Here is a 24,075-nt window from a genome sequence, read left to right on the forward strand (position 1 = left end):
GTGACAGGGCTGGTCTACTGGCTGGACATGGCGGGGGTGATCGTCTTCGCCCTCTCGGGCGTGATACTGGCCTGCCGTTCGCGGATGGACCCCTTCGGCATGCTGGTGCTGGCGGCGGTGACCGGGATCGGTGGCGGCACCCTGCGCGACCTGGTGCTGGGCGTGCGTCCGGTATTCTGGGTGACGGATCCGGCCTACCTCTGGGTGATACTCGCCACCGTGGGCCTGTCGATCCTCGGCTTCCACTACATCCATCGCCTCTCGCGCGGCTTCCTTCCGGTGGCGGACGCCTTCGGCCTGGCGCTGTTCACGGTGATCGGCGCCCACAAGGCCCTGATGCTGGAGGCGCCCGGCGTGGTGGCGGTGCTGATGGGGCTGCTGACCGGGGTGGCCGGCGGTATGGTCCGCGATGTGCTGGCGCGTCGGGTGCCCATGGTGCTCAGGCAGGAGGTCTATGCCACCGCCTCGATTGCCGGTGGCGTGGTCTTCGTGGGGCTGGAGGCCCTGGCCGCACCGTTGGCCGTCTCCTTCGCCACGGGGCTGGTGGTCACCCTGGGGTTGCGGCTCTCGGCGATCCACTGGCAGCTGTCCCTGCCGGTATTCGCCTGGGTGGTGGTGCAGCCGCCAGCGACTTCCCAGGATCCTGAGGGCGGCGAGGAGGAGGCCCGTGGGCGATCCAAGGCCAGGGTCAAGCTGATCCCGCCCGGACGCGCCAGACGAAGGAGGAAGGCGAAATGAGCATGACCCTGATGGAACGAGGAAGGGTCCGCACGCCCGCAGTGCTCGTGACCTGGCTGATGGTGCTGCTGCTGTCGCTGGGCGGCTGTGCCCTCCCGCAGCAGGAGCAGGGGCTGGACCATGCGGCGGTGGCCGAGGCGATCCGCGAGCGTTACGAGGCGGCGCTACCCGACCTGCCCCTGAGCAAGCAGCGACACTATGCGCAGCGGCTCTATCGGCTGACCGGCGAGGATCGTTACCTGCCCCTCAACCGCGCCTATGGGCGGCAGCTGGTGAGTGACCTGCGCGAGGAGATCGATGCCCTGGCCGACCCCGGCCATGCCGCGCGACGGGCCCAGGAGCAGGTGGCGGCCTATCCGGAAGGCAGCGCGAAGCAGCGTCGCCGCAAGCGAATGCTGGGTGAGTGGGGAGAGATCGCCTATGCAAAGGGCCTGGCCTTCGACCTGACCCAGGCGAAATATCACGGCCTGCTAAATGAGGCCGACCTTCCCGGCTACCACCGGGCGCTGGACTACCTGGCGGGCGTCGATTTCCGCACCTTCGTGCTCGATCCCGACGTGATGGCGGTCTACGCCGCCCAGGTCGCCAACCTGGTGTATTACCTCGAGGACCTGGGGGTCGCCGACCTGCGGGAGGTGGCCACGGCAGCCTTCCGTCGACAGTATCCCCCGGCGCGTGACCCGCGGCTTTCGACGGCCGAATATCGCAACAAGATCTATGGCATGACCCACTTCGTGATCGCCGCCAGCGACTACTATCAGCAACCGGTGTCAGCAGAGGAGTTCCGCTGGGTGCTGGACGAGTTCGCCGCCGGGCTGGAGCGCATCCTGGTCGACACCAAGGAAGACATCTATACGGAGGTGGGCATCAGTTTCCTGCTGGCCGGGGAGGAGGACCATCCAGCCGTGACGCGCCTGCGGGATGCGCTGGTCGAGGCCTATGACCCCGAGGCGAGGATGGTGCCGTCAGAGCGGGGAGGCACCGACCTGGCCAACGGGGAGCACCGCAACGTGCTGGCCATCATGCTGCTGGACTGGCCGGAGAGGCTCTATCCGGGGCCGAAGATTTCTCTTCTCAGCAATATGAGGACACCTCATTCTGGTGGGCCGAGAGGGTTTTTAGCTGAGGGGCCAACTGATCACGAATATACAGGTAAAGTGGCATCAGGTCTTCATGCATTTCCTTTTCAGCTTTCCGGTGATCGATGTAGAAAGCGTTTCGAGAGCCATGCATCTCGATGCGCTCACCGACTTTTGTAAAGTGGAAGCCTGACATCGAGAGGAGTCTCGGAAGCCTTGGCTCCATCATGGCGAATACATGGCGCTTGCTCATGAGGCCAACGAGTGCATAGGTTGCAAGGAACAATGCAACGATTATCAAGGGGAATGTCTTTCTCTCCTCGGGTGTGAATACATAACTGTTTTTTTTCATATCAAGGGTTTCATGTTTTATGGGCTTGTGTCGGAACGCCCTGGCGATGGCAAATCGCGATATTTCACAAATGCTGTCATAAGGAAGCTTGGCAGGGTGGAGAGTTTCGTGTGTAAGGCTTCGCTCATCATACTCCTGAAGAGGCAGTCTATGGTGCTTTCCGGCGGCCATTGGGGCCGGCAGTACTAGCCTGAGACAGCCAGCTGCGAGCCCTGATCTCTGGTGCTCAATTAGGCAGTGAATGGAATGCGAGTCATGAGAATCGATCTCGATGTTTTTCCTCTCCATTCCGGGGGGGTGGTAGCCGATTTCCTGGCAATACACTTCATGACGAAGTCTGTATATTCTGTTTTTTTCTTCATCGCTTATGGCAACATTAAAAGTGAAGTCTTTAAGGAAGGACTCGAAAAGCTCGGCAGTCGAACTGCGGATGTGCGTCATTTTTTGGGATGCTGTCATCTGGAGCCTTCCTATTTAAGCCGTAACCTGGAGGATGAGGTGAGCGCTGAAAGGTCTATGCGTGAAATCTTCAAGTGTCATCGCCAAAGGCCATTTGAACCGGAACTGGACGACCCAGGAAAAAGCCCTGGCCATAGGTGATCCCATAGGACTTAAGCATCGGCAGCAGCGCTTCCTGGTCGACGAACTCGGCAATGGCCTGCTTGCCGAAGCCGGCGGCAATATCGGCGATAGCCTGGACGATGACACGGCTCTCGGGGCTGATCGGCAGGCTGCGGATGAAGGAACCGTCGATCTTGATGTAGTCCACCGGCAGCTGCCCCAGGTAATGGAAGCTGCTGAAGCCCACGCCGAAGTCATCGAGGGCGGTGCGGCATCCGAGGTCGCGGACCGCCTGCAGCACGCCGCGTGCTGTGGAGAAGTCGGTGACGGCGGCGGTCTCGGTGACCTCTAGGATAAGGTGGTGAGGATCGGCACCGTTGGCGGCCAGTTCGTCGGCCAGGTACTGCTTCAGGCCTTCATCATGCAGGGACTGACCGGACAGGTTGACCGCCAGGCTGATGCCTCGCTCCTGCAGTTGACTGAGTAGCTGCAGGCTGTGGCGAAGCACCCAGCGGTCAACCTGCACGATCTGACCACTGCGCTCCGCTACCGGGATGAAATAGGCCGGAGACACCAGGCTACCATCGGCCTCGCGCATGCGCAGCAGTACCTCGTAGTGCTTCACGTCGCGATCCTCCAGCCGCATGATCGGCTGAACCATCAGCTCGAAGCTGTCCTCTTCCAGGGCGCTGCGCACGCGCTCGACCCAGTAGACCCGCTCCTGCAGCTCGTCCTTGGCGTTCTCGGTCCTGGAGAGCAGGTGCCAGTGCTGGATGCCACTCTCCTTGGCCTTGTACATGGCCACGTCGGCACTGGCCATCAGGTCGGCCGGCGTCGCGCCGTGGATCGGGAACAGGGCGATGCCGATGCTCGCGGTGACCCGGTGGCGCCGCCCCGCGGCCCTGAACCCCAGGCTGTCGAGCAACTGGTCGATATACTGGGCAACCTGAACCGCCTGGTCCTCGTCGGCATGTTCCAGCAACAGCGAGAACTCGTCGCCTCCCAGGCGGGCGATGACGCCGCGATGGCCCAGGTTCAGCAGCAAGGTCTCGGTCACCTCGCGCAGCAGGCGGTCTCCGACATGGTGGCCACTGAGCTCGTTGACGTCCTTGAACTGGTCCAGGTCCAGCAGCAGAACGGCGCCGCGTGATTCGTGCCACAGCGCCTTCTGCAAGGCGTCCTGGAAGTAGCGCCGGTTGTAGAGCTCGGTCAGGGGGTCACGCTCGGCCAGCCAGGTCAGGCGAGCCTCCGCGGCCTTGCGTTCGGTGATATCGAGCCCCACCGAGATCCGCGACATGCTGCCGTCAGTGCCGGATGGCAGCGGGGCATGGTACCAGGCGATGGTATGGATGTGCTGGTCTGGGGTCTGCAGGGTGCGTTCTTCCTGCTGGGGCGTGTCGAAGGTGCCGACCAGAGAAGGACTGCCCGCCTCGAACACGTCCACGAAGTGGCGACCCAGCAGGGAGGGCTCGTCAAGGTCCAGCATCGCGCGAGTATAGTCGTTGATGAGGCTGATTCGCCCCCTGCTGTCCTGGGCGATGATGAAGACCCGGGCGGTATCCAGCAGGCTGTTGACGAAGTCCCTTTCCTGGGCCAGCTCTTCGACGCGCTCTGCCAGCTGGTCGCCGCGTTCCTGGACTTCCTGTTCCAGCATTTCGAGTTGTTGCGAGAGCTCCAGTGTGGTGCCTTCCAGCACGTCGATCTCGTCTGGCAGGCGATGGCGGACGGAGGGGATCGCGGCCCGGACATCATCGAATCCACCGCTGGCCAGTGTCGGCAGCAAGCCGGCGATCCGGCGCAGGCGTGCCATGGGGCGCAGCAGGATCATCAGCAGCAGCAGTTCCGCGGCGATCCAGCCCGCCAGGCCGACCCCCAGCAGGGTTCGAGTATCCTCGTTGATGGCCTGGATCTGGGCCGAGATGTCGGAGATCAGCAGGAAATAACCGGTACTGCGTCGGTCCGCGTCCTCGTCCATGCGGACTGCGCTGAGCTCGAGGTACTGGCCCTGGTACTGCAGCTGCAGGGGGGCTTGCAGCAGAGCGCTGACCGGTCCGAGTCCGGCTGCCCGTTGCAGGACGGGCAGGCTCTCTTCCTGGCGTGTCAGGGCCAGGAGATAGCCATTCCAGGGGGCGAGATGGCGTTCCTCGGGGAGATCGCGGCTATCCAGCGAGCCGGCTACCAGCAGGGCCACCTCGGCGTTGGAGACTTCCCTGGCCTGTCGGGTCACATCGGCCAGCGAGCGGGAGAGCACGACCAGGCCGACGCTCTCGCCATTCACCAGTACCGGAACGGCGGCATATTGCTGGCAGTCCGTCGCACAGCGCAGTGCCGTGATGGGTATCTCGGTGTCCATGATCTGCTGCACCCAGGCCTGGATCGGCAACCTGCCCTCCGACTGACCGGAGCCCCAGCGGCCCATGGGCCGTCCCTGGGTGTCCACCACCCGTATCTCGTCGATGCCGGCCTCGAGCTGCAGGGTCGGCCACTGGGATGCCAGAGCCTCCTCGACCTCCTCCGCATTGCCCGCCTCGAGGGGCGGCCCGAGGCGTGGCGAGGCCGCGGCCAGGCCCGCCAGCTGGCGAAGGTTCTCCGCCGAACGCAGGAGGGCCAGGCGGATCTCGCGCTGCTGGCGCTCGTGGTGCTGGTTGCGGCTCTCCTGGAATTGGCGGGTCAGGTTGTCGTGGCCCAGCCAGGTGAACAGCGCTACGAGCCCGACCAGCAGCAGGCTGCTCAGGGCGATGACACGCCATGTCAGGCTGAGTCGGCGACGGGTCCGGAGGGACGCGGGAAGTGTCATCTCGGTGGGTTCCTGGCCAGGCGCATGGAAACGTCAGAAGCGTAACGAGAGCTGGAACAGCAGCATGTTCCAGCGACGACTGGTCTCCGATGGGTCCGGGTTGTCTTGGACAGGCAGCCAGCCGGTGCCATCGACATGGTGATATTCGCCGGCCAGCATGATGCGGGGGTGAGGCGTCCACTGAAGTCCCAGGGTGATATCGTCCGCGAACTGGGAATGGGCAGGCACCGCGCCACCGGTGAAATCTTCAAGGCTCTGTCCCGAGCGGTCATCCTTGTTGCTGGTCAGGCTGTCGTAACGAACCAGCCACTGCCAGTCATCGAGGAAGCGTCGGGTATACTGGACATACCAGCTTTCGCCAGTCACATCGTTTAGCCAGGGGTTATCGATGCCTTCCAGCTCGGTCGGCCTTAGCGCAAACTCACCGGTCAGGCTCCAGAGCTCCTCGTTGTACTGTAACGACAGGATCACGGGGCGAAAGCGAAAGGTAATATCGGATTGCAGAGGCGTATTCGAGTCGAATTTCGCCTTGGCCTGTGCGGCACTCAGAGCTGCAACGATGCGACCGCCATCATGCTCATAGCGAATCTGGCCGATGGCTGATTGCTTTGGGTCAAGAGACCCAGGAACATTCTCCAGGCGGAGGGTGCGCCGTAGGTCATCCCCTGCCTGCGCTTGTCCAATACCAACCTGTGTTCTTATCACCCCGTTCGACAGCCTTTCCTCGTGATAGAGGCTGACGCCATCGCCGGAAAGCCCCAGGGACCGGGTGCGGTCGAAGTAGATGGACTGTGGCAAAAGGATGCTGGGGCGGGTAAAGGCCACATCGCGGGTCTGATTGTAGAAGCCGAAGGGGTTCTTGAAACGGCCGACCTGGATGCCGAAGGTGCGCTGCTGGTTCGAGAGCATCTGATAGTCGACAACGCCATAGTCCAGGACCGGCCTGGCCTCGCTGCCATCCCCGCCGGCGCGCCGGCTCAGTACCTGGGCGGCCAGCAGTACATCCTCGTGAGGCCGCAGCGAGGCATTGGCGCCGATCTCGGTGAACTTGAAGCTGCCCTCGTTCTCGCTGCTGGGACCGAAGAAGTTGTTGTCGTCGGTGATCACCAGCGCCTGGCTCAGGAAGCCATGCACCTGGAGGGTATCCAGTACGCCTTCGTCGCTCCGGGCCTGGGCAGACATGCCTAGGGCCAGTGCGCCGGCCATGGCGATTATGGAGCGGGGATCACTCCATCGAAATGACTTGGACACGATCATCCAGGTACTCCCTTTCAAGATATCCCAGGGCGCCAGGTGTGGTGGCGATCCGCTCGCGCATCTCCGCCTGGTCGCGAACACGGTTGGGTGCCTGCCCGGTGCCCGAGAACACCATGCGATCCCAGGCCAGCTGCAGCTGGTGTGGATAGACGGATAACTGTTCCTTGGCAAAGCGCGCATGCACGGGATGGTTATTGTCGAGCACGAAGACCCGCACGGCCTGACCGTCGGGCCAGGTGCGCTGCCTCATGGCGAACATGGCGCGGGTGGTATCGCGCTTCAGCTGGTGGGTCTTCACATCGGGGTGTGCCACCAGCAGGATCGGTGCCTCGCGGGCAAAGGCCGGTACACCGGCCAGCGACAGGCCGGCCAGCAGCATCACCGTGGCCAGGGCCAACAGGCTCAGGCGCAGCATGGAGCGCGTCTCCTCGGCTGGCTGGCATCGGCAACGGCGCCCGCCGCCGCCAGGGAGCGGATCAGGACGAATGATGGCATCGGGGGTTGCGTTCCCGTTGTCTGATGAACGCCAGGTTCATGCACCATGCAGGTGCGGCCTGCATCTCACGCGTGTATGAGTCGATGACGCCTTCTCCCTGCAGCCCCTGGGGGCATTATCTTTTTGTCCGATGCGTATCAGTGCTTCCTCACGACAGGCATCAGGAAGATCATCGTGCCGTTCCGACACGGATCATCCTTATACGCTACATCACTTTAAGGAACTTTACAGGCCGGCGTATCAACGCGGTGAGAGGAGATGCCCCGGCGGTGGATGGCCGCCGGGGGGGGGGGCAGTTGAAGGAGTCGGGGTCAGTTGAAGACGTGGAAACTCTCGGCATTGAGCCACAGGTGGGCCATCACGCTGGCGACATAGCCCAGGGCGATCACCGGGGTCCAGCGCAGGTGACCCATGAAGGTGTAGTTGCCGCGGGCCTGGCCCATCAGGGCGACGCCGGCCGCCGAGCCGATCGACAGCAGACTGCCGCCCACGCCGGCGGTCAGGGTGATCAGCAGCCAGTGGCCATGGGACATGTCCGGCTCCATGGTCAGCACGGCGAACATCACCGGGATGTTGTCGATCACCGCCGAGATCACCCCCAGGGTTATGTTGGCGCCGGTGGCGTTCCAGCCGGTGTAGAGGGCCTCTGAGAGCATGCCCAGGTAGCCCATGAAGCCGAGGCCACCCACGCACATCACCACCCCGTAGAAGAACAACAGGGTGTCCCACTCGGCCCGTGCCACACGGTTGAAGACGTCGAAGGGCACCACGCTGCCCAGGCTCTCGAGCTTCTTCCAGTCACCGCGCTGGCTGTAGCGGGTGCGCTTGCGCTCCAGGGAGCGCGGCAGGGTGCGACGCAGGAAGTAACCGAAGAACTGCAGGTAGCCAAGGCCCGTCATCATGCCCAGCACCGGCGGCAGGTGCAGGAAGACGTGGCAGGCCACGGCGGTGGCCACGGTGAGCAGGAAGAGGGCGATGATGCGGCGGGCGCCGCGCTTCAGCCAGACGTCCTCTTCCAGGCTGGCGGGCTTGCGGTTCTTGATGAAGATGCTCATCACCACGGCCGGGATCAGGAAGTTGACCAGCGACGGCACCAGCAGTTCGAAGAACTCCTGGAACTCGATCAAGCCGGCCTGCCAGACCATCAGGGTGGTGATGTCGCCGAAGGGGCTGAAGGCACCGCCGGCATTGGCCGCCACCACGATATTGATGCAGGCCAGGTTGATGAAACGCTTGTCGCCCTCGGCGACCTTGGTCACCACCGCACACATCAGCAGGGCGGTGGTCAGGTTGTCGGCGATCGGCGAGATCAGGAAGGCCAGCACGCCGGTGATCCAGAACAGCGAGCGGTAGCTGAAGCCCTTGCGGACCATCCAGGAGCGCAGTGCATCGAATACCCGGCGCTCGTCCATGGCGTTGATGTAGGTCATCGCCACCAGCAGGAACAGCATCAGTTCGGTGAATTCGAGTAGGGTCACGCGGAAGGCGTGCTCCGACTCGGCGGGCATTCCCGCCTTGACATAGACCCAGCCGATCAGCGCCCAGATGATGCCGGCCGCGACCAGGACCGGCTTCGACTTGCGCATGTGGATCTTCTCTTCGGCCATGACCAGGGCGTAGGCCAGCACGAAGACGGCGACGGCGAGGAGGCCCACGAAGGAGCCGGTCAGGTCGAGTTCGCCGGTGGCGGCGAGTACGGGCCCGCTGGCCAGCAGAGAGAGCGCGGCGAGCACGAGCATGCCCGGCCAACGAGCGGGTTGCCGTGGCGTGGGGGGTATACGACAGGTTGTCAGCATGGCTGCGATCATCCTGAGGCAGGAGGTGGGGGAAGGGTTAAAAAGCGGCAAAATCTTATCACAGAGTGTTGCGATGCAGTATGCCACTTATTTATTACCCCCGATTCTTTGGTAGGGGGAGCGTTCAGTCCTGGTTTGCAGGGGACTCGGGTTGGGTGCCTAGGGCTTCCTGCCACTGGCTCACCGTGACCTCCTCCAGATCCTCTTCCGGCGAGGGACGGCGGCGTTCATACCAGCGCCGCGGACGCAGCAGGCGAACCTCGGGTTGGCCCTTCTCGAGGGATACCCCAGCGGCCAGGATGCCCAGGCGTGCATAGAGGGAACCCTCCGGCACGCCGTGGCGAATGACCAGGTCCGCGAGCATCTCCAGGGGGCCGCCCGTCAGGCGCGCGTTGCTCAGCTGCAGGGTATCGTCTTTCAATTGCAACCGGGCGTTGCCACGGATGTCCTTCACCGTCAGACGCCGACTCAACCACTCCCACTCCCGGGCGCTCGATAGGAACAGGCGTGTCAGCAGGCCGCTATCGCGCATCGCCATCTCGAGTCGAGCATCGAGTTGCAGGGGGTGGGTCCAGTCCAGTTGGCCTTCGGTGATATCGAGCCGCGCCCACCAGCCGGCCTCGCCACGCGTCTGCTCATCCCGGCGCTGGATGTTGTCCAGTCGAAGCCGCGAACCGGAGGCATCGAAGCGACGGCTGACCAGGTCGCCATCCCGCAGGTGGGCCTCGAGTCGCAGGTCGCCGTCCAGACGCTGCTCGCCGAACCGGATGGTCGTGTCGAAGGCCTGCAGGGTGAGGTCGCCGCGTGCCCGGAGGCCCTCGAGGTGCAGGTCCACTTCCAGTCCGGCACGACCGCCCAGCAATGCCAGCCCCGAGCCCTCCGGTAGGTAGGCGTTATAGCGAGAGAGGTCATCCACCTCGGCGATGGGCAGCTGGACGCGAGTCGTGAAGTTCTGCAGCGAACGGTCGTCATGGTCGAGGCCGAAGTGCGGCGTTTCGGTCTCGAGGCTGAAGTGACGGCCCTCGACATGCGCCTGCGCCTCGCCGATGCGGTGCAGGCTGAAACGGGGCAGCGTCAGGCTCAGCCGGGCTGCCGGCGCCTCATGCGCGCCGTCGAGCTCGGCCTCGAGCCGGCCTCGGCCATTGGCCGTGAAGTCGAGGAAGCCGACCGCCAGGTCGTCGGCCTCGACCAGCAGCTGGCTGCCCGGACGTAGCTGGCCATTCGTGACGTGCAGGCTGGCCCTGAAACGGCCGTTACCGGCCACGGTCAGGCCGTGAGCAGAAGGCAGGAAGTCATCGAGGAAGCCAAGGTTGGCGATCATCCCATCGAGTACCAGGTCTCCGTCCAGCCCCGGCGTTGGTCCCTCCCGGCCAGGCATCGGCAGCGGGCCGAGACGTGCCTCATGGGCCACGATCCGGGTGCGCAAGCGTGGGCCCGAGGCCGCCGCCTGCATCGCCAGCCGAGACCCGGAGAGGTCCAGGCGGCCGTTGTCCAGATTGGCTTCCCGCACCTGGAGATCCAGTGCCAGCTCTCCTTCCACCTCCTTGCCGAGCAGGCGGCCGACGATGTGCTGCCCGGTCAGGTCGATCTGGCCACGGGCCAGCCCGTCCTTGACCTCGATCCGGCCGCGAGTGGTGGCCCTTCCGGACCGCAGTGTCACCGCTACGGCCGCGGGCAGGTAAGGCTGCAGCACCGCGATATCGGGTATGGCGGCGTCTTGCCAGGAGAGTGACAGCCGCGGGCTTGACAGCGGGGCACCGGCTTTCGCGATATCGCTCTCGGTGGTCAGGGCCAGTCGACCGTCCCGCATCAGCAGCCCACCGTCGGAGGATCTCGATACGCGGGTCTCTTCCAGGCTGGCGTCCACCCGGGCCACGGGCCGGCCCTGAGCCTCCTGCCAACTGGCCGTGACGCTGCCTCGTCCCCGGACATCCAGACCCAGCAAGCGGGCACGCAATGACTCGGTGGTCACGGCCAGGCGGCTGCCCGAGGCCAGCCGGCCCTGCTCCAGCTGCAGGCTGGCCACCAGGTCGCCACCGCCTTCCAGCGTCAGGCCACCGTCGAGGGTATGTGTCAGGAAGTCATCGAGGACATCGAGGCGGGCGACGCGGCCCCTGACGACGACTCGGCCATCCAGCGCCGGTGGTCCATCTCCATTGATCAGCTCGGCCAGGGGCGCCATCGAGGTTAGAATCGCCTCTTCGAGGGTGATCTCGGTGGTCAACGGCAATTCGTCTCCCACGCCACGTGCCGAAACCTCGAGGTGGGTGCCTGTCAGGTCCAGCCGTTGCTCACGTGGATTGACCTCGGGCAGTGCCAGATCCAGCGCCATGCTGCCTTGCAGCGCACGCCCGGCCAGGGTCAGGGCCACTTGGTCGCCGACAAGGCGGAAATTGCCCTCGAGCAGGCCGTCTCGATACGCCAGGTATCCCTCCAGTTGTGCACTGCCACCCTGCAGGGCCAGTGGGCCGCCCTCGGGGAGGTAAATCGCCAGGGCGCCAGCGTCAGGCAGGCGGGCATCCTCCCATTCGAGCCTAGCGGAGGTCAGTTGCCGCGGGGTGTCGGCGAGGTTAGTGCCGAGCACGCGGGCGGAGAGATGGAAGCGCCGGCTGGTCATGAACGGGTTGGCCAGCCCGGCCCGCCGCATCAGCATCTCGTCGAGGGTCACCCCGAGCTCCATGACCGGCCCCTCATCGCTTTCCACGACCCGGCTGGTGACGCGGCCGCTGCCGTTCAGGCGGTAGCCCGCGGAGCCGTCATCAGGGGTCGCCCGGCCCGGCCTGGCCCCATGCTCAGGGGTCTCGGCAGGTGTCAGCAGTGCCCGCTCATCCAGTGCCACCTGCAGCGCTGGGGAGTCCAGCTCAAGGTGGCTGCCGGGCGCGAGCTCGCCCCGCTCGAGCGCGAGCTCGCCGGTCAGCCTGCCGTGGCCGGCCAGGTCAAGCCAGTCCAACTGGCGCAGGTAGGGGGTGAAGACGTCCCAGGCATCGGCCTTGGTATCCAGGGACAGCGTTCCCGAAACGAAACGGATCGCTGCCAGGTCGGGGTATTCGCGCCAGCGGAAGGGGGCCACCTGAAAGTCGGTCGCCAGGCGGATGTCGTTGGCCAGCACCGTGCTGCCGCGCCTGATTCGGGCCTTTTCCATGCCGAGCTCGAGCCCCTGGATCGACACCTGGCCATCGTCCAGCCGTAGGTCGGACAGCGCGAGCTCGCCATTACCCTCCAGGCGGAGGTCGTCAAGACCGAAACGGCGTAGCCCCTGTGCCGTAAAGCGGGAAATTGCCAGACGGCGGTCGAGCAGCGCCGACAGCGAGATCCGCAGACGGGCTCGGTCCATCGTCAGTTGCAGAGGCGGGGCCTCGCTCTCGATGTGCAGCCCCTCCAGGGTGAGTTGCCCGGGAAAGGCGCTCCAGCCCGACTCCCAGCGGATCGACATGCCGGCCTTCTCGGCCAGCCACGCCTGGGTGTATCGGGCGTTGATCAGCCCGTTCGCCACGACCAGGTACAGGGCGAAGGCCAGCAAGGGCACGGCCATCATCCAGGCCTGGCGTCGATGTCTGGGTGAAAGAGCATTCGGGCGTTGCATACGGCTTCCTCGAGCTGAGGGGTCCGGGGTCATGTTACATGGCCTCGTCAGCCTGCGTTGCCATGGGGTTTTGTGGCATCATCTGCCTTCCCGGCAACCGCCGGCAGGGTACAGACCGCCAACGACGCAGGCATACAGTGCATGTTTCTCGATGATTTCCATACGCTTACGGACGGGCGTATCCGCATTTCCGCACATCAGGCCAGCCAGTTCGCCAAGCGCATTGCCGGCGACTACAACCCCATCCACAATCCGGATGCGCGTCGCTTCTGTGTGCCCGGCGACCTGCTCTTTGCCCTGGTGCTGGAACGCTTCGGTCTCTCCCAGCGCATGACCTTCCGCTTTCTGAGCATGGTCGGGGATGGTACGCCGCTGTGTTTCAGCGAGCAGCCGAATGGTCGGATTCGCATCTGCGACGAGAACGGCAAGTGTTACCTGGAGGTCGAGCGTAGCGGCGAGACGACCCGCGACGCGGCGGTGGTGGAGGCCTTCACCCGCCGCTATGTGGCTTTCTCGGGCAAGAACTTTCCCCACTACCTCAAGCCGCTGATGGAGGAGAAGGGGGTGATGTTCAACCCGCGTCGCCCGCTGGTCATCTATGACAGCATGGGCTTCTGCCTGGAGCGCCTGGATGCCCCCGCGCCGGGCCTGGAATTCGTCGATTCCTCGCTGGAGGTGGCCGGCAAGCGCGGCGATGTGCTGCTGGAGTTCCGCATCCTGGCGGACGGCGAGGCGATCGGCACCGGCTCCAAGAAGCTGGTGGTCAGCGGGCTCTGCGACTACGACGCCGAGGCCATGGACGAGGTGGTCGCCGAGTTCTACCGTCTCAAGGCCGCCCACGAGGCAGAGGCCTGAGGCGACATCGCCTGCCCCGGAGCTCTCAGGCCACCACGGTGACAGGGCAGGGCGCAGGCGGTGCCGTAATATTCAGGAATTGTCTCGCCAGAGGATGACGACCCGATGATGCGTACGCTGCTGCTGGAGGCCGATGGCCGAGTGACGAGGGGCGGGGAGGAGCTGATCGTGCGCTGGCGCGATGATGCCGGAAGCCGCATCTGGATCGACCTGCAGGGCGAGGGCCAGGCACGCGAGCGGGAACTGCTTGAGGCCTTTGGCTGCCACCCCCTGGCCATCGACGACGCCCAGCGCGACCGACACCCGCCCAAGATCGAGGAGTTCGAGACCCATACCCTGGTCCTCTATCGCGGTATCTCCTCCTTCGATGCCGAGCTCAACTTCACGCCCCAGCAGGTCGCCTTCTTCCTCGGCGAGCGCTCCCTGATCAGCCTGCACCCCGGCACCGCGCTGAGCATAGACCGCCTGCTGGCCCACGAGGGCGAGACGCTGCTGCGCCGCTCCCCCGAGCATGTGGCGCTCAGGGTCATGTACGTCTCCGCCGGCTACTACCTCGACAGCTTGCTCGAGTTCGAGAATGCCCTCAGCGACCTGGAGGACGAGCTGATGGAGGACGGCAGCGACGCCCTGATGCGCCGGGTCATCGCCTATCGTTCGCGGCTGGTGAAGATGCGCCGGGTATTTCGCTATCACGTCGGCATCACCCAGGAACTCACCGCCTACGATTACGAGCACCTGCCCCGCGACAACGAGGACACCCTGCACGCCATCAACGACGTGCATGAGCGCTTCGAGCGCCTGCACAGCCTGACCCAGATGTACTACGACATCTGCGGCGACCTGATCGACGGCTACATCTCGCTCTCCTCGCACCAGCTCAACATCACCATGCGGGTGCTCACGGTGATCACCGCCATCTTCGTGCCGCTCACCTTTGTCGCCGGCATCTACGGCATGAACTTCGCGCACATGCCGGAGCTCGCCTATCGCTGGGGCTACTTCGCGGTGCTGGGGGCGATGCTCGTCATCGGCCTCGGCCTGCTGTGGCTGTTCCGGCGCCGGAAGTGGCTGTGAGCCTGTCCGTCGTCACGGCACGTTGACGCGGCGCCCTTAGCCTGGACGAGGCCAGCCTCTAGTCTCGGGGGACTTTCCCCTTTCCTGGCCCCGACATGCACCCACAGCAGGCCGAGGCCCGAGCGTGGCGATCCAGCCGACCATCGCTTCCGCCGTGCTGGGGCCGTTGGGGCTGGGGATCATCGGCCTGCTGGCCTGGCGGATCCAGCGCGTCAAGAATCACTGACCACAGGGCCTCTCGACTTCTTGCAGGGCAGCGACAGGGGGTTGGCACTATGCTGGGGAAAGGCCCCTCCGGGCCTGACGCTCACCTTTACCCATTCGGGAGGTGCATCATGATAACGCCAACCATCCCCTGCAGTACCCTGCCTCGCGGGATGCTGCTTTCCCTGTTGTTAGCCGCACCGCTGGCCCTGGCCAGCGGCGGCCATGACTTGACCTTCCAGGGTGACGCCAGCTTCGGCGGCCCCCACGGCGGCCAGGCGATCCAGGTGGCCGTCGTCGATGCCGAGACCGGCGAGGTCGTGGCTAAGGAGTCCGCTAGCGTCTCCGCTGACGGCGACCCAGCCTTCTCCTTCGACTTCCCCGGCGCCCTGCAGGACGGCAAGGGCTACGCGGTCCACTACTGGATCGACTCCAACTTCGGTGGTGGCAGCGAGGGCAGCTGCGATCCCATGAAGAATGATCACCAGTGGAGTATATCGCTGGAGCCCGCCAGCGACGTGGTCACCCATGTAGAAAGCCACAACCCTGGTGCGCAGTCGGACGTCTGCGCCACCTTCGAGTAACCTCCCACGTCAGGCCCGCGGTGCCGCCAGTCGGCCACGCGGGCCCTCCTGTCTTGCAATCGATGACTCGCTCGCCAGCCGGCCTCATGTCGAGGCGTGACTGCCGCTGCCGGCGCCCGAAGTGCGTGCCACCCTGGCCCGCAGGGCGAACAGCGCCAGGGCCAGCAGGCCCACCAGCGCCATGAGCAGCAGCGGGAAGCTGTGCGTCCCGAGCCCCTCCAGCAGCAGGCCGGCCAGCGAGGGCACCGCCATGGCACCGCTGCCGGCTGCCAGGAAGATCAACCCGGTGGTGCGCCCGCTCATCGCCATCAGCTGGTTGCTCAACCCGAACAGGGTGGGAAAGATCGCCGAGGCGGCCAGCCCGAAGAGCAGCGAGACGGCGCCCAGCCCCAGCCAGTCCAGCTGCAGCGCCAGGGCGCTGGCCAGTCCCAGGGCCAGGCAACCGCGCAGCACCCACCAGGGCGAGAAGCGGCGCAGCAGCGGGATCGCCAGCAGGCGCCCCACCGAGAGCGCCAGCCAGAACAGGGTGGCCAGCATGGCGGCCTCCTCGCCGGGCATGCCGCGCAGGGTGGCGTAGGCGGTGACCCAGCCGGCGAAGGTGATCTCCATGCCCACGTAGAGGCCGAACATGAACAGGAACAGCGCCAGCCGCCAGGTATCGGCGGGCGGCATGGGGGCATCGCCCTCGCGGGCGGCCGGTGCCCGGGGGCTCTCCAGGCGGGCCAGCGGCCAGAGCAACAGCAGTGCGTAGAGCGCCACCGCCCAGAAGGCCCAGGCGAAGTGGCCGGTCAGCGCCAGCATCGCCACCAGCACCAGCGGCACCAGGGTGTTGCCCAGCCCGAAGCAGAAGTGCAGGGCGCTGATCCAGGGTGGCGAATCCTTGCCGTGGGCCCACAGCAGCAGGGTGTTGGAACCGGCATTGGCCGAGACCTCGGCCAGGCCCAGCAGGAAGACGGCTCCGGTCAACATCGCCAGTCCCTGGCTGAACGGCACCGCCGCGAGCCCCACCGCCATCAGCAGCAGCATGGCGGCCAGCACCCTGTGGCCCGGAAAACGGTCCACCAGCCGCCCCGAGAGCAGCGAGCCGAGCATGTTGCCCAGTGCCCGAGCGGTGAACAGCACCGAGATCTGGCCCATGCTCGAGCCAGTCATCGCTGCCAGTTGCGGCAGCGCTGGCCCCAGCAGGCCGCCGCTCATGCCGACGGCCAGCATGACCAGGAAGTAGCGCTGGGTGACTCGGCGGGCGTGGAGCGTCGAGGCCGGCATATCCCCTCCTTGGCAGAGTAAAGGGCGCGATTGTGCCATCTTTGCTCGCCCGGCGACTCCTCCCCGCCTACGCCTCCTGCTTGTCGACTGCGGCCAGCACCCTCGCCCCAGCCCCAGCCGACACGCGATTACCGCCCGAGGCCTTGCTGAGGTACATGGCGCTGTCGGCGTGGTCGAGAAGCTCCTCCAACGACTCGCCCTGTTCGGGATAGGAAGCGACACCGATACTGATAGATGGCTGGTTGTGCCTCGTGGGAGTGATGACATGCTGCATCATTTTCTTGCCCCCGGCCGCATCGGTATCGGGAAGCAGCATCACGAACTCGTCACCGCCATAGCGAGCCAGGACGTCACTGCTGCGCTTGCATGCCTGAAGACGTTTCGCCAGGTCCAGGATGGCCCGGTCGCCTGCGCCGTGTCCCTCGCTATCGTTGATAGCCTTCAGGCCATCCATATCGATGACGACGACACAAAAGGGACGCTGCGCACGCCTGCCCATTTCCTGGATCGGGCTGGCCAGGTCGTCGAAGGCGCGTCGGTTGAACAGGCCGGTCAATGCATCCCGGCTGGCCATCTTCAGCAGGGTGCGATTGGAGACATGGATGGTATGCACCAGTGCTGCGGTGAGGTAGCCGACAATCAGCAGGGCGATGATGCTGGTGCCGATTGGCGCCAGGCTGTCGGTTGCCAGGATCTCGGTGCCCTGCAGATGGAGCAGCAGCAGCTGGCATGCCGCAATCGCCGCCACCTCGAGCATCGTGTGAATAACACCCAGGGTCAGGGCGCTGGTGATGACCGCGAGCAGGTAGAGACTCGTCAGCGGGCCGGTGACGCCCTCGGTGCCATAGAGGAACCAGGTAATGAAGCCGATCATCGCCCAGGTGTGCAGAGCCAGCAGCCAGCGCTGTCGTTCCCCGAAGAAGCGCAGCCGGCTGGCCAGCAAGCTGAAGCCGAAATAGCCGAAGGTCGCTGCCAGCACACTCAAGCCCCCTTCGTCGGGAAGGCCGATGATCACCAGATAGAGGATGACGAGCGTGACCAGCAGCCATTCGATCTGATACAGGCCGGCAGAGAAGCCCTGGATCTGGACGCCCTCAGGATCCCATTCCAGCGGCGGCAGGGGGTCTTGTTCGGACATGGGATGGTCTCGCTGGTGGAGGAGGTGCTGGGTATCACGCTACCTGATGTATGGCGGCGCTTCACCTTGATGATGTATCGGCAGTTCCACGCAGCGGGTCGAGCAGCTCGCTCAGGCCGTTGTGGTCGATCTCGTGCATGAGGTGCAGCAGCCGGCCGATCTGGCCCTCGGGAAAGCCCACACGGGCGAACCAGTTGAGGTAGGGGCCGGGCAGATCGGCGATCAGGCAACCCGCGTGCTTGCCGAAAGGCATGCGCAGGGTGACCAGTTTCTCAAGGTCTTCGGGGTTCACTATGCTCGCTCCATGACGGACAGCGGCGACCTTACCATGCCCGATGTAAGGCTCGAAGGGCCCATCGGGGTGATCGGCAGGGCAATCGCACGTCGATAATGAGTCTCAAGCATCGAGCGACACCACCCTGTGGAAGCTCAGTTTACTGAGCGATTGGCGCCGCCACCCAGGCTCTGGCCCGGCCGCCTGCCCAGCCGCGGCGCCTTACTCCAGTCGCTGGGCGAGGTCCGCCAGAAAGGCCCGGATGCGCGCCGCGTTGGTGCCCACATCGCTGCGGCCCAGCCGCGAGGCGGAACGCATGTCGATCCGCACGCCGTTCGGCGTCTCGGTCAGGCGGATCACGACGTCGTCCTTGAAGCCGAACCAGGTGGTGGTATCGGTAGCCTCCAGCCTGGCCTCACCCACCGCGGCGATCTCCCAGCCGGCGTCGCGCGCCGCGGCCTCGGCGGCGGCCAGTACCTCGGGGAGGGGCGCGTCCAGCATCAGCGGCCGGATCGCCGGATAGGCCTCGCGCTGCTGGCGGGCGGTTGCTTCGCCGGGGTAGTCCACGGCATTGGGCGCGGCCTCCCGGGCCTCGACCAAGGCCTCGAAGGCGGGCGGGTCCTGCATGTCGGTGGTGATGTCGTGGATGGGCGGTACCGTCCTGGCCTGCTGCAGCTGCATCCAGGGCACCGCGACCAGCACCAGGCCGGCCAGGATCACCAGGGCACAGAGCAGCGCCGGGAGGGCGCGGCGGGTGAAGGCGGCGATGAGCAGTCCCACCAGGCCCAGCCCGGCGGCGCCGAGAGCGATGAAGGCAGCGTAGCGCAGCACGCTGAAGGCATCCCCCAGCGCGAGCAGCCCGGCGCGATAGACCGGTCCCGCGCCAGCCATGGAGAGGGCCGCCAGGATAGCCAGGATGCCCCCGGCCAGTGCCACCTTGAAGGCCAGTCCCGCGCCTTGATGTTCCGATGTCATGCGGTCTCGTGTCATGCCGGTTCCTCGCGTCGGCCAGCCCATGTCGGACGGCGGCACCGCAGCCGGGGAGACGTGCTCGTCATGCCCCGGTGCATGGGCAGAAGAGGGTCAATCCAGCACGATCAGATGATTGGGCAGTTCGTTGCGCTCGTGAGTGGCCGGTACCTGCTCCTTGAGATGTTCCCCACAGGCCTCGATGCACTCCAGAAACCCCTGCAGGGTTTCGCCGGCTTTTACCTGCTGGGTGAAGGCCGCCACGATGGATTGCCAGGTCTCGTCGCTGATACGTGCCGAGATGCCCCGGTCGACCAGGATTTCCACATAGCGCTCGGCTTCGGAGACGAAGATCAGCATCCCCGTTCCCCCCTCGGTATGGTGCAGGTCCTGTTCCAGGAACTGCCGCCGGGCGAGGTTGGCCGCCCGCCAATGGCGAACCGATCGCGGGATCAGCCGCGTGGTGAGGGTGGGGATGCGGAACACCAGTCCCAGCACGATGAAGGTCGCCCACTGCACCAGCGTCAGCTCGTAGGCCGTCAACCAGCCGGGAAAGTAATTGACCGTACCGGGCACCACCAGGGCCAGCAGGCCGGCCCAGAGCAGCGGGATATAGGCGTAGTTGTCCGCTCGCGGCGCCAGCACGGTGACCAGCTCGGCATCGGTATCGCGTTCGACTCGATGAATCGCCTCGGCTACCTGGCGTTGCTCGTTTTCATTCAATAAAGCCATGGGGATCGTGATCTCCGAATCCTGATTGTCGTGTCGGTGTCGCCACCGGCCGGAATGCTGAGTTACCAGCCACCGGACGCGCCGCCGCCACCGAAGCCGCCGCCTCCGCCGCCGAAACCACCCCCGCCGCCGAAGCCGCCGCCACCGCGCGACCTGCCGCCAACAGCACCGCCCAGCAACATGCCGGCCAGCAGGCCGCCGCGACCGCCGCGTACCAGGGTCATGACGATCACGAACATCACGAAGAAGAGAATCGATGCCGGTCCTTCAGGCCCCTGCTCCCGAGCCGGGGCGCTGGAGGTGGCGCTGGTGTCCATGGGCTCGCCGCCCAGCACCTGGATCATCGCCTCCACGCCCTCGGTAATGCCGCGGGCGTAGTCGCCCTCGCGGAAGGCCGGCGTCAGGATCTGGTTGATGATCACCGAGGACTGGGCGTCGGTCAGGCGACCCTCGAGGCCATAGCCGACCTCGATGCGCACCTTGCGCTCATTCGGCGCGACGATCAGCAGGGCGCCGTTGTCCTCCTCTGCCTGGCCGATGCCCCAGTGACGCCCCAGCTGATAGCCATACTCCTCGATGGTGACGCCCTGCAGGTCCGGTAGGGTCGCCACCACCAGTTGCTCGGTGGTGGCGTCTTCGTGGGCCGCCAGCCGCTCGCTCAGGCGTGATTCGGTGGCCTGGTCCAGCAGTTCGGCCTGGTCCACCACACGGCCGGTTAGTTCGGGAAAGCCGAGTTCCTGTCCTTCAAGTTCCTGGGCTTGGACGTCTTGTGCCTGAAGGCCAAGGGCCCCCGTCAACAGCAACGCCAACAGCGGAATACGCAGAAGATTACTCATTCAAACTCCACCTGGGGGGCCTGGTCCGCGTTCTCGGTCGTGGCTTCGAAGGTCTCGCGAAGCGGCATGTCGCTATAGAGGAAGCTGTGCCACAGGCGGCCGGGGAAGGTGCGGATCTCGGTGTTGTAGCGCTCGACCGCGGTGATGAAATCGCGCCGCGCCACGGCGATGCGGTTTTCAGTGCCCTCCAGCTGCGACTGCAGGGCCAGGAAGTTCTGGTTCGACTTCAGGTCGGGATAGCGCTCGGACACCGCCATCAGTCGGCTCAGCGCGCCCGTCAGTTGCTGCTGGGCCTGCTCGAACTGACGCATCTTTTCCGGGTCGTCCAGCGACTCGGCGTCGATCTGGATGGACGTGGCCTTGGCCCGCGCTTCCACCACGGCGGTCAGGGTCTCCTGCTCCTGCCGGGCAAACCCCTTGACCGTCTCGACCAGGTTGGGGACCAGGTCCGCGCGCCGCTGGTACTGGTTCTCCACCTGCGCCCAGGACGACTTCACCTGTTCGTCATAGGTGGGGATGTTGTTGACGCCGCAACCGGTCAACAGCATCGCCATGATCAGCACAAGGGCCAACCGCCAGACGCGAGGGTCGGGGAGCGTGGTGTGTTTCGTCAGCATGGGGTGAGTCATCCCTGTCATCGCGATTCGATGACGTCCAAGGTACAGCATCAGCTTGATGCGAAGGAAGCGATGCCAGGCCGACACGCCACCTTGCAGCAAACAGGACGGCCCCGGGCGATGCAAAGCCTCGCCGAGTGATGGACAATGTGGCTTTACTGATGTTCGCCGAGCGCCTTGACGACGTTGATCGACACCCTGCAACGAGGTCCCATGAATCCCACCATCGAGCTGCTCAAGTCCCACCGCTCCGTCCGCAAGTTCACCGACCAGCCGGTTTCTCGCGAGCTGCTGGAGATGCTGATCGAGGCCGGCCAGGCCGCGGCCACTTCCAGCCACGTCCAGGCCTACAGCGTCATCCATGTGAAGGCCCCCGAGAACCGCGAGGCGATCGCCGAGCTGGCCGGCGGCCAGTCGTACGTGGCTACCGGCGGCGCCTTCCTGGTGTTCTGCGCCGACATGAAGCGCCCCACCGAGGCCGCCGAGCGCACCGGCGCCCGGGTGGTGCGCGGCATGACCGAGCAGCTGCTGGTGGCCAGCGTGGACACCGCCCTGATGGCCCAGAACGTGGCCATCGCCGCGGAATCGGAAGGGCTGGGCATCTGCTACATCGGCGGGATACGCAACAACCCCCAGGCGATCAGCGACCTGCTGGGGCTGCCGGACCACGTCTTCCCGGTGTTCGGCATGTGCCTGGGCTATCCGGCCCACGATCCGGACGTGAAGCCGCGCCTGCCGGTGGCGGCGATCCTCAAGGAGGACCGCTACCGCGACGACCGCGAGCTGGTGGCGGCCTATGACCAGACCATGCACGCCTATTACCAGTCGCGGAAAGGCGGGCCCAAGGACACCAACTGGTCGCAGAACCTCACCCCGCTGTTCGACACCAAGCTGCGCCCCCACATGCGTGACTTCCTGGTCAAGCGCGGCTTCGAGATGAAGTGAGCCACGCCTCAGCCGTGGATGTGGCGCAGGCGGGCGCCGCGCATGGCGATCCCGCGCAGCATGAACATGCCCCAAGTGCCCAGCAGGCCCGCTGCCAGGGCGGGGATGTCCCGCGGGTCGCTCCAGGTCAGCGCCGCCACCGCCAGGGTGGCGGCTGAGTTCAAGGGGCACTCCAATCGGCAGCAGCCCCTCGCTCTTTGAGTAGCCACAACCCCAGCCCGGCGACAGCGAGCCCCAGGATGGCGAAGAGCATGAAGGCGGTGACATGGCCTTCGGCCCCGACCAGCCAGCCGGCCAGCGGAGAGCCGGCGATCTGGCCAACCGAGGTGGCGAGCAACGGCATCACCGGGGCGAAGGAGGGCGCCTCGGTCATGATCTGGGTGCTCCTGACCAGGTAGAAGCCGCTGAGGGTCATGTACCCGGTGCCGAACAGGGCCGCGGATACCAGGGCGAGGGCGAAATTGCCGGGATCGAAGGCCAGCAGCGCGAGGCTGGCAGACATCACCATGAGGCCAGCAGCATGGCTCGCGGCCGGCCCGAAGCGGGCGATGAGATCACCGGCGCCAGCGCCCAACAGCCCGCCGAGGCCGACGGCCAGCCACATCCAGGCGGTCTGGCTCGGCGCGAGCCCCCCGGCGTTGATCACCGCATCCGGGGCAAACACCCAGTAGGCCGCGCTCACGCCTCCTATGCCGACGGCCAGGCCGCTCAGCCGGGCGATCCCGAGCCATTGCTCACGGCTCGCCGGCAGGGCGACGGGTCGGGACTGCGACGGTGAGGGACGTTGACCATCCCGAGGCAGATAGCAGAGGGCCGCCAGGGTGCCCAGGGCCGCCAGGGCGGCGAACCCGATATAGGCACTGCGCCAGGCCTCCGCCCAGATCAGCACCGCCGGCATGGCGAGCGCGATGCCCAGGCTGGTGCCCGCATTGATGGTGGCGTTGACCCGCCCGCGCAGGACCCAGGAGGGCACGACCCGGTGAACCGCCTCCGCCATGACCGGCGATGACAGCCCGGTGCTGATCCCGCAGATCAGCACCCCGGCGGCCAGCAGCAGCGATGACGGCGCCAGGGCAATCATCATCAGCCCGATCCCGGCCAGGCCGACGGCCGCGACCCCCGTGCGGCGAACCCCGAGGCGGCGTATCACCCAGGTGGCGGCGAGGATCGCGAACACGAAGCTCAGGAACGGCAGGGCGCCGATCACACCCGCCATGGTCGGGGAGATCGTCAGCTCGTCGCGCATCGTGGGCAGGAAGAGCCCGAACACGAAGCGGGCCAGGCCGTAAGTGATGGCAATGATCCCGCTGCCAAGGGCGGCCATGCCGAGGGGGGGCAGTGGTCTCATCGGGTCTCGCTCCGGGCGGTGGCGAGGAGGGTGTCGACCACCGCCCGCGTGTCGGCCAGCGCCGTCTGTGCACCCAGCAGGGCCACCGCCGTATTGCTGCCTTCCAGCACCACGAAGAGGCGTCGCGCCAGGCCGGCGTGGTGGTCCAGCCCATCGCGTGCCACGGCGGCTTCCAGGCGCGCCAGCAGGTCGGTCTTGGCGGCCGCCGCCAGGGCGTGGATCTCGGCGTTGTGCTCGGCGAACTCGCCCATCGCCTTGGCCATGATGCAGCCATGCTGGCTGTAGCGTTCCAGCCAGTTGCCATGCGCATCGACCAGGGCTCGGGTCACCTGGCCCGGCGAGGCCGAGGCCGTCGCCGCATCGAGGCTGGCGATGAAGCGCTCATGGCGAGCCGCCAGGACGGCTGCCACCAGGGCCTCCTTGGAGGCGAAGTGGTTGTAGAGCGTCATGCGCACCACCCCGGCGGCCGCCACGATGCGGTCGATCCCGGTGGCGTGGAACCCCTGTTCATAGAAGAGTCGCTCGGCCGTGGCGAGCAGCTGGTCGCGTTTGGAGGCGGGCATCGATGGTTGTT

At 65.7% G+C, this 24,075-nt stretch carries 21 protein-coding genes; 6 read left to right on the forward strand and 15 right to left on the reverse strand.

Annotation, left to right across the window (positions count from 1 at the left end):
- Together OP498_RS06510 and OP498_RS06515 are read left to right on the forward strand one after the other, a co-directional pair.
- Positions 1-738, forward strand: a complete 738-nt coding sequence (locus OP498_RS06510; protein ID WP_280552988.1) for a trimeric intracellular cation channel family protein — start codon at positions 1-3, stop codon at positions 736-738.
- Positions 735-1,997, forward strand: a complete 1,263-nt coding sequence (locus tag OP498_RS06515; protein ID WP_280552989.1) for a DUF3541 domain-containing protein — start codon at positions 735-737, stop codon at positions 1,995-1,997. The genes OP498_RS06510 and OP498_RS06515 overlap by 4 nt, the downstream gene beginning before the upstream one ends.
- Before the next feature lie 701 nt (positions 1,998-2,698).
- Here OP498_RS06515 and OP498_RS06520 read toward each other — a convergent pair.
- The 5 genes from OP498_RS06520 to OP498_RS06540 all read right to left on the reverse strand — a co-directional run bounded on the left by OP498_RS06520 (position 2,699) and on the right by OP498_RS06540 (position 12,659).
- Positions 2,699-5,527, reverse strand: coding sequence for an EAL domain-containing protein (locus OP498_RS06520; RefSeq protein WP_280552990.1), 2,829 nt, complete (start codon positions 5,525-5,527; stop codon positions 2,699-2,701).
- Positions 5,528-5,560: 33 nt separating this feature from the next.
- Entirely contained in the window at positions 5,561-6,784 is a 1,224-nt protein-coding gene (locus OP498_RS06525) for a hypothetical protein (protein WP_280552991.1), read from the reverse strand.
- On the reverse strand, positions 6,753-7,199 hold the full coding sequence (locus tag OP498_RS06530) for a hypothetical protein (RefSeq protein ID WP_280549257.1): 447 nt from the start codon (positions 7,197-7,199) through the stop codon (positions 6,753-6,755). The genes OP498_RS06525 and OP498_RS06530 overlap by 32 nt, the downstream gene beginning before the upstream one ends.
- Before the next feature lie 392 nt (positions 7,200-7,591).
- Positions 7,592-9,019: a sodium:proton antiporter NhaD gene (gene nhaD, locus OP498_RS06535; RefSeq protein ID WP_280552992.1), complete on the reverse strand. Its 1,428-nt coding sequence runs from the start codon at positions 9,017-9,019 to the stop codon at positions 7,592-7,594.
- A gap of 181 nt (positions 9,020-9,200) precedes the next feature.
- Positions 9,201-12,659 (reverse strand): hypothetical protein, encoded by a 3,459-nt coding sequence (locus OP498_RS06540; protein ID WP_280552993.1) that lies wholly within the window; start codon positions 12,657-12,659, stop codon positions 9,201-9,203.
- A gap of 141 nt (positions 12,660-12,800) precedes the next feature.
- On the opposite strand from OP498_RS06540, the gene OP498_RS06545 reads away from it, so the two are divergent.
- The 3 genes from OP498_RS06545 to OP498_RS06555 all read left to right on the forward strand — a co-directional run bounded on the left by OP498_RS06545 (position 12,801) and on the right by OP498_RS06555 (position 15,376).
- Entirely contained in the window at positions 12,801-13,514 is a 714-nt protein-coding gene (locus OP498_RS06545) for a DUF3581 domain-containing protein (RefSeq protein ID WP_280549252.1), read from the forward strand.
- A gap of 105 nt (positions 13,515-13,619) precedes the next feature.
- Positions 13,620-14,588: a magnesium transporter CorA family protein gene (locus tag OP498_RS06550; RefSeq protein WP_280552994.1), complete on the forward strand. Its 969-nt coding sequence runs from the start codon at positions 13,620-13,622 to the stop codon at positions 14,586-14,588.
- 335 nt (positions 14,589-14,923) lie between these two features.
- Complete coding sequence (locus OP498_RS06555) at positions 14,924-15,376, forward strand: hypothetical protein (protein ID WP_280549248.1); 453 nt, start codon at positions 14,924-14,926, stop codon at positions 15,374-15,376.
- 84 nt (positions 15,377-15,460) lie between these two features.
- Here the strand turns inward: OP498_RS06555 and OP498_RS06560 are convergent, their stop codons facing one another.
- The 7 genes from OP498_RS06560 to OP498_RS06590 all read right to left on the reverse strand — a co-directional run bounded on the left by OP498_RS06560 (position 15,461) and on the right by OP498_RS06590 (position 21,208).
- Positions 15,461-16,642: an MFS transporter gene (locus OP498_RS06560; RefSeq protein WP_280552995.1), complete on the reverse strand. Its 1,182-nt coding sequence runs from the start codon at positions 16,640-16,642 to the stop codon at positions 15,461-15,463.
- Between the two features lie 67 nt (positions 16,643-16,709).
- Complete coding sequence (locus tag OP498_RS06565; protein ID WP_280552996.1) at positions 16,710-17,780, reverse strand: GGDEF domain-containing protein; 1,071 nt, start codon at positions 17,778-17,780, stop codon at positions 16,710-16,712.
- A 61-nt stretch (positions 17,781-17,841) separates the two neighbouring features.
- Positions 17,842-18,072 (reverse strand): DUF3820 family protein, encoded by a 231-nt coding sequence (locus tag OP498_RS06570; RefSeq protein WP_280549241.1) that lies wholly within the window; start codon positions 18,070-18,072, stop codon positions 17,842-17,844.
- Positions 18,073-18,276: 204 nt separating this feature from the next.
- Positions 18,277-19,029: a DUF1499 domain-containing protein gene (locus OP498_RS06575; RefSeq protein WP_280552997.1), complete on the reverse strand. Its 753-nt coding sequence runs from the start codon at positions 19,027-19,029 to the stop codon at positions 18,277-18,279.
- 108 nt (positions 19,030-19,137) lie between these two features.
- Positions 19,138-19,755, reverse strand: a complete 618-nt coding sequence (locus tag OP498_RS06580) for a TPM domain-containing protein (protein ID WP_280552998.1) — start codon at positions 19,753-19,755, stop codon at positions 19,138-19,140.
- 62 nt (positions 19,756-19,817) lie between these two features.
- Positions 19,818-20,591 carry a TPM domain-containing protein gene (locus OP498_RS06585; RefSeq protein WP_280552999.1) on the reverse strand — a complete coding sequence of 258 codons (774 nt, stop codon included), beginning with the start codon at positions 20,589-20,591 and terminating at the stop codon, positions 19,818-19,820.
- Complete coding sequence (locus tag OP498_RS06590) at positions 20,588-21,208, reverse strand: LemA family protein (protein ID WP_280549236.1); 621 nt, start codon at positions 21,206-21,208, stop codon at positions 20,588-20,590. The genes OP498_RS06585 and OP498_RS06590 overlap by 4 nt, the downstream gene beginning before the upstream one ends.
- Before the next feature lie 213 nt (positions 21,209-21,421).
- On the opposite strand from OP498_RS06590, the gene nfsA reads away from it, so the two are divergent.
- On the forward strand, positions 21,422-22,153 hold the full coding sequence (gene nfsA, locus OP498_RS06595; RefSeq protein ID WP_280549234.1) for an oxygen-insensitive NADPH nitroreductase: 732 nt from the start codon (positions 21,422-21,424) through the stop codon (positions 22,151-22,153).
- A gap of 8 nt (positions 22,154-22,161) precedes the next feature.
- Here nfsA and OP498_RS06600 read toward each other — a convergent pair whose 3' ends face one another.
- From OP498_RS06600 to OP498_RS06610, 3 genes are read right to left on the reverse strand one after another with little or no spacing between them, the layout of a single operon-like run.
- A complete protein-coding gene (locus OP498_RS06600) occupies positions 22,162-22,317 on the reverse strand; it encodes a YgjV family protein (RefSeq protein WP_280553000.1) in 156 nt (51 codons plus the stop codon).
- On the reverse strand, positions 22,314-23,501 hold the full coding sequence (locus OP498_RS06605) for an MFS transporter (RefSeq protein ID WP_280549231.1): 1,188 nt from the start codon (positions 23,499-23,501) through the stop codon (positions 22,314-22,316). Before OP498_RS06605 ends, OP498_RS06600 begins: the two co-directional genes overlap by 4 nt.
- A complete protein-coding gene (locus OP498_RS06610; RefSeq protein WP_280549229.1) occupies positions 23,498-24,064 on the reverse strand; it encodes a TetR/AcrR family transcriptional regulator in 567 nt (188 codons plus the stop codon). Before OP498_RS06610 ends, OP498_RS06605 begins: the two co-directional genes overlap by 4 nt.
- Positions 24,065-24,075: the final 11 nt, after the last annotated feature.

It is taken from the genome of Halomonas sp. 25-S5 (assembly GCF_029889845.1).
Lineage (GTDB): Bacteria > Pseudomonadota > Gammaproteobacteria > Pseudomonadales > Halomonadaceae > Halomonas.

Coding starts and splice junctions, on each gene's coding strand:
- OP498_RS06560 (WP_280552995.1), bottom strand. CDS start 16,642: ATGCCGGCCTCGACGCTCCACGCCCGCCGAGTCACCCAGCGCTACTTC.
- OP498_RS06545 (WP_280549252.1), top strand. CDS start 12,801: ATGTTTCTCGATGATTTCCATACGCTTACGGACGGGCGTATCCGCATT.
- nfsA (WP_280549234.1), top strand. CDS start 21,422: ATGAATCCCACCATCGAGCTGCTCAAGTCCCACCGCTCCGTCCGCAAG.
- OP498_RS06540 (WP_280552993.1), bottom strand. CDS start 12,659: ATGCAACGCCCGAATGCTCTTTCACCCAGACATCGACGCCAGGCCTGG.
- OP498_RS06515 (WP_280552989.1), top strand. CDS start 735: ATGAGCATGACCCTGATGGAACGAGGAAGGGTCCGCACGCCCGCAGTG.
- OP498_RS06610 (WP_280549229.1), bottom strand. CDS start 24,064: ATGCCCGCCTCCAAACGCGACCAGCTGCTCGCCACGGCCGAGCGACTC.
- OP498_RS06525 (WP_280552991.1), bottom strand. CDS start 6,784: ATGATCGTGTCCAAGTCATTTCGATGGAGTGATCCCCGCTCCATAATC.
- OP498_RS06555 (WP_280549248.1), top strand. CDS start 14,924: ATGATAACGCCAACCATCCCCTGCAGTACCCTGCCTCGCGGGATGCTG.
- OP498_RS06520 (WP_280552990.1), bottom strand. CDS start 5,527: ATGACACTTCCCGCGTCCCTCCGGACCCGTCGCCGACTCAGCCTGACA.
- OP498_RS06590 (WP_280549236.1), bottom strand. CDS start 21,208: ATGCTGACGAAACACACCACGCTCCCCGACCCTCGCGTCTGGCGGTTG.
- OP498_RS06605 (WP_280549231.1), bottom strand. CDS start 23,501: ATGAGACCACTGCCCCCCCTCGGCATGGCCGCCCTTGGCAGCGGGATC.
- OP498_RS06585 (WP_280552999.1), bottom strand. CDS start 20,591: ATGAGTAATCTTCTGCGTATTCCGCTGTTGGCGTTGCTGTTGACGGGG.
- nhaD (WP_280552992.1), bottom strand. CDS start 9,019: ATGCTCGTGCTCGCCGCGCTCTCTCTGCTGGCCAGCGGGCCCGTACTC.
- OP498_RS06575 (WP_280552997.1), bottom strand. CDS start 19,029: ATGACATCGGAACATCAAGGCGCGGGACTGGCCTTCAAGGTGGCACTG.
- OP498_RS06550 (WP_280552994.1), top strand. CDS start 13,620: ATGATGCGTACGCTGCTGCTGGAGGCCGATGGCCGAGTGACGAGGGGC.
- OP498_RS06580 (WP_280552998.1), bottom strand. CDS start 19,755: ATGGCTTTATTGAATGAAAACGAGCAACGCCAGGTAGCCGAGGCGATT.
- OP498_RS06530 (WP_280549257.1), bottom strand. CDS start 7,199: ATGCTGCGCCTGAGCCTGTTGGCCCTGGCCACGGTGATGCTGCTGGCC.
- OP498_RS06565 (WP_280552996.1), bottom strand. CDS start 17,780: ATGTCCGAACAAGACCCCCTGCCGCCGCTGGAATGGGATCCTGAGGGC.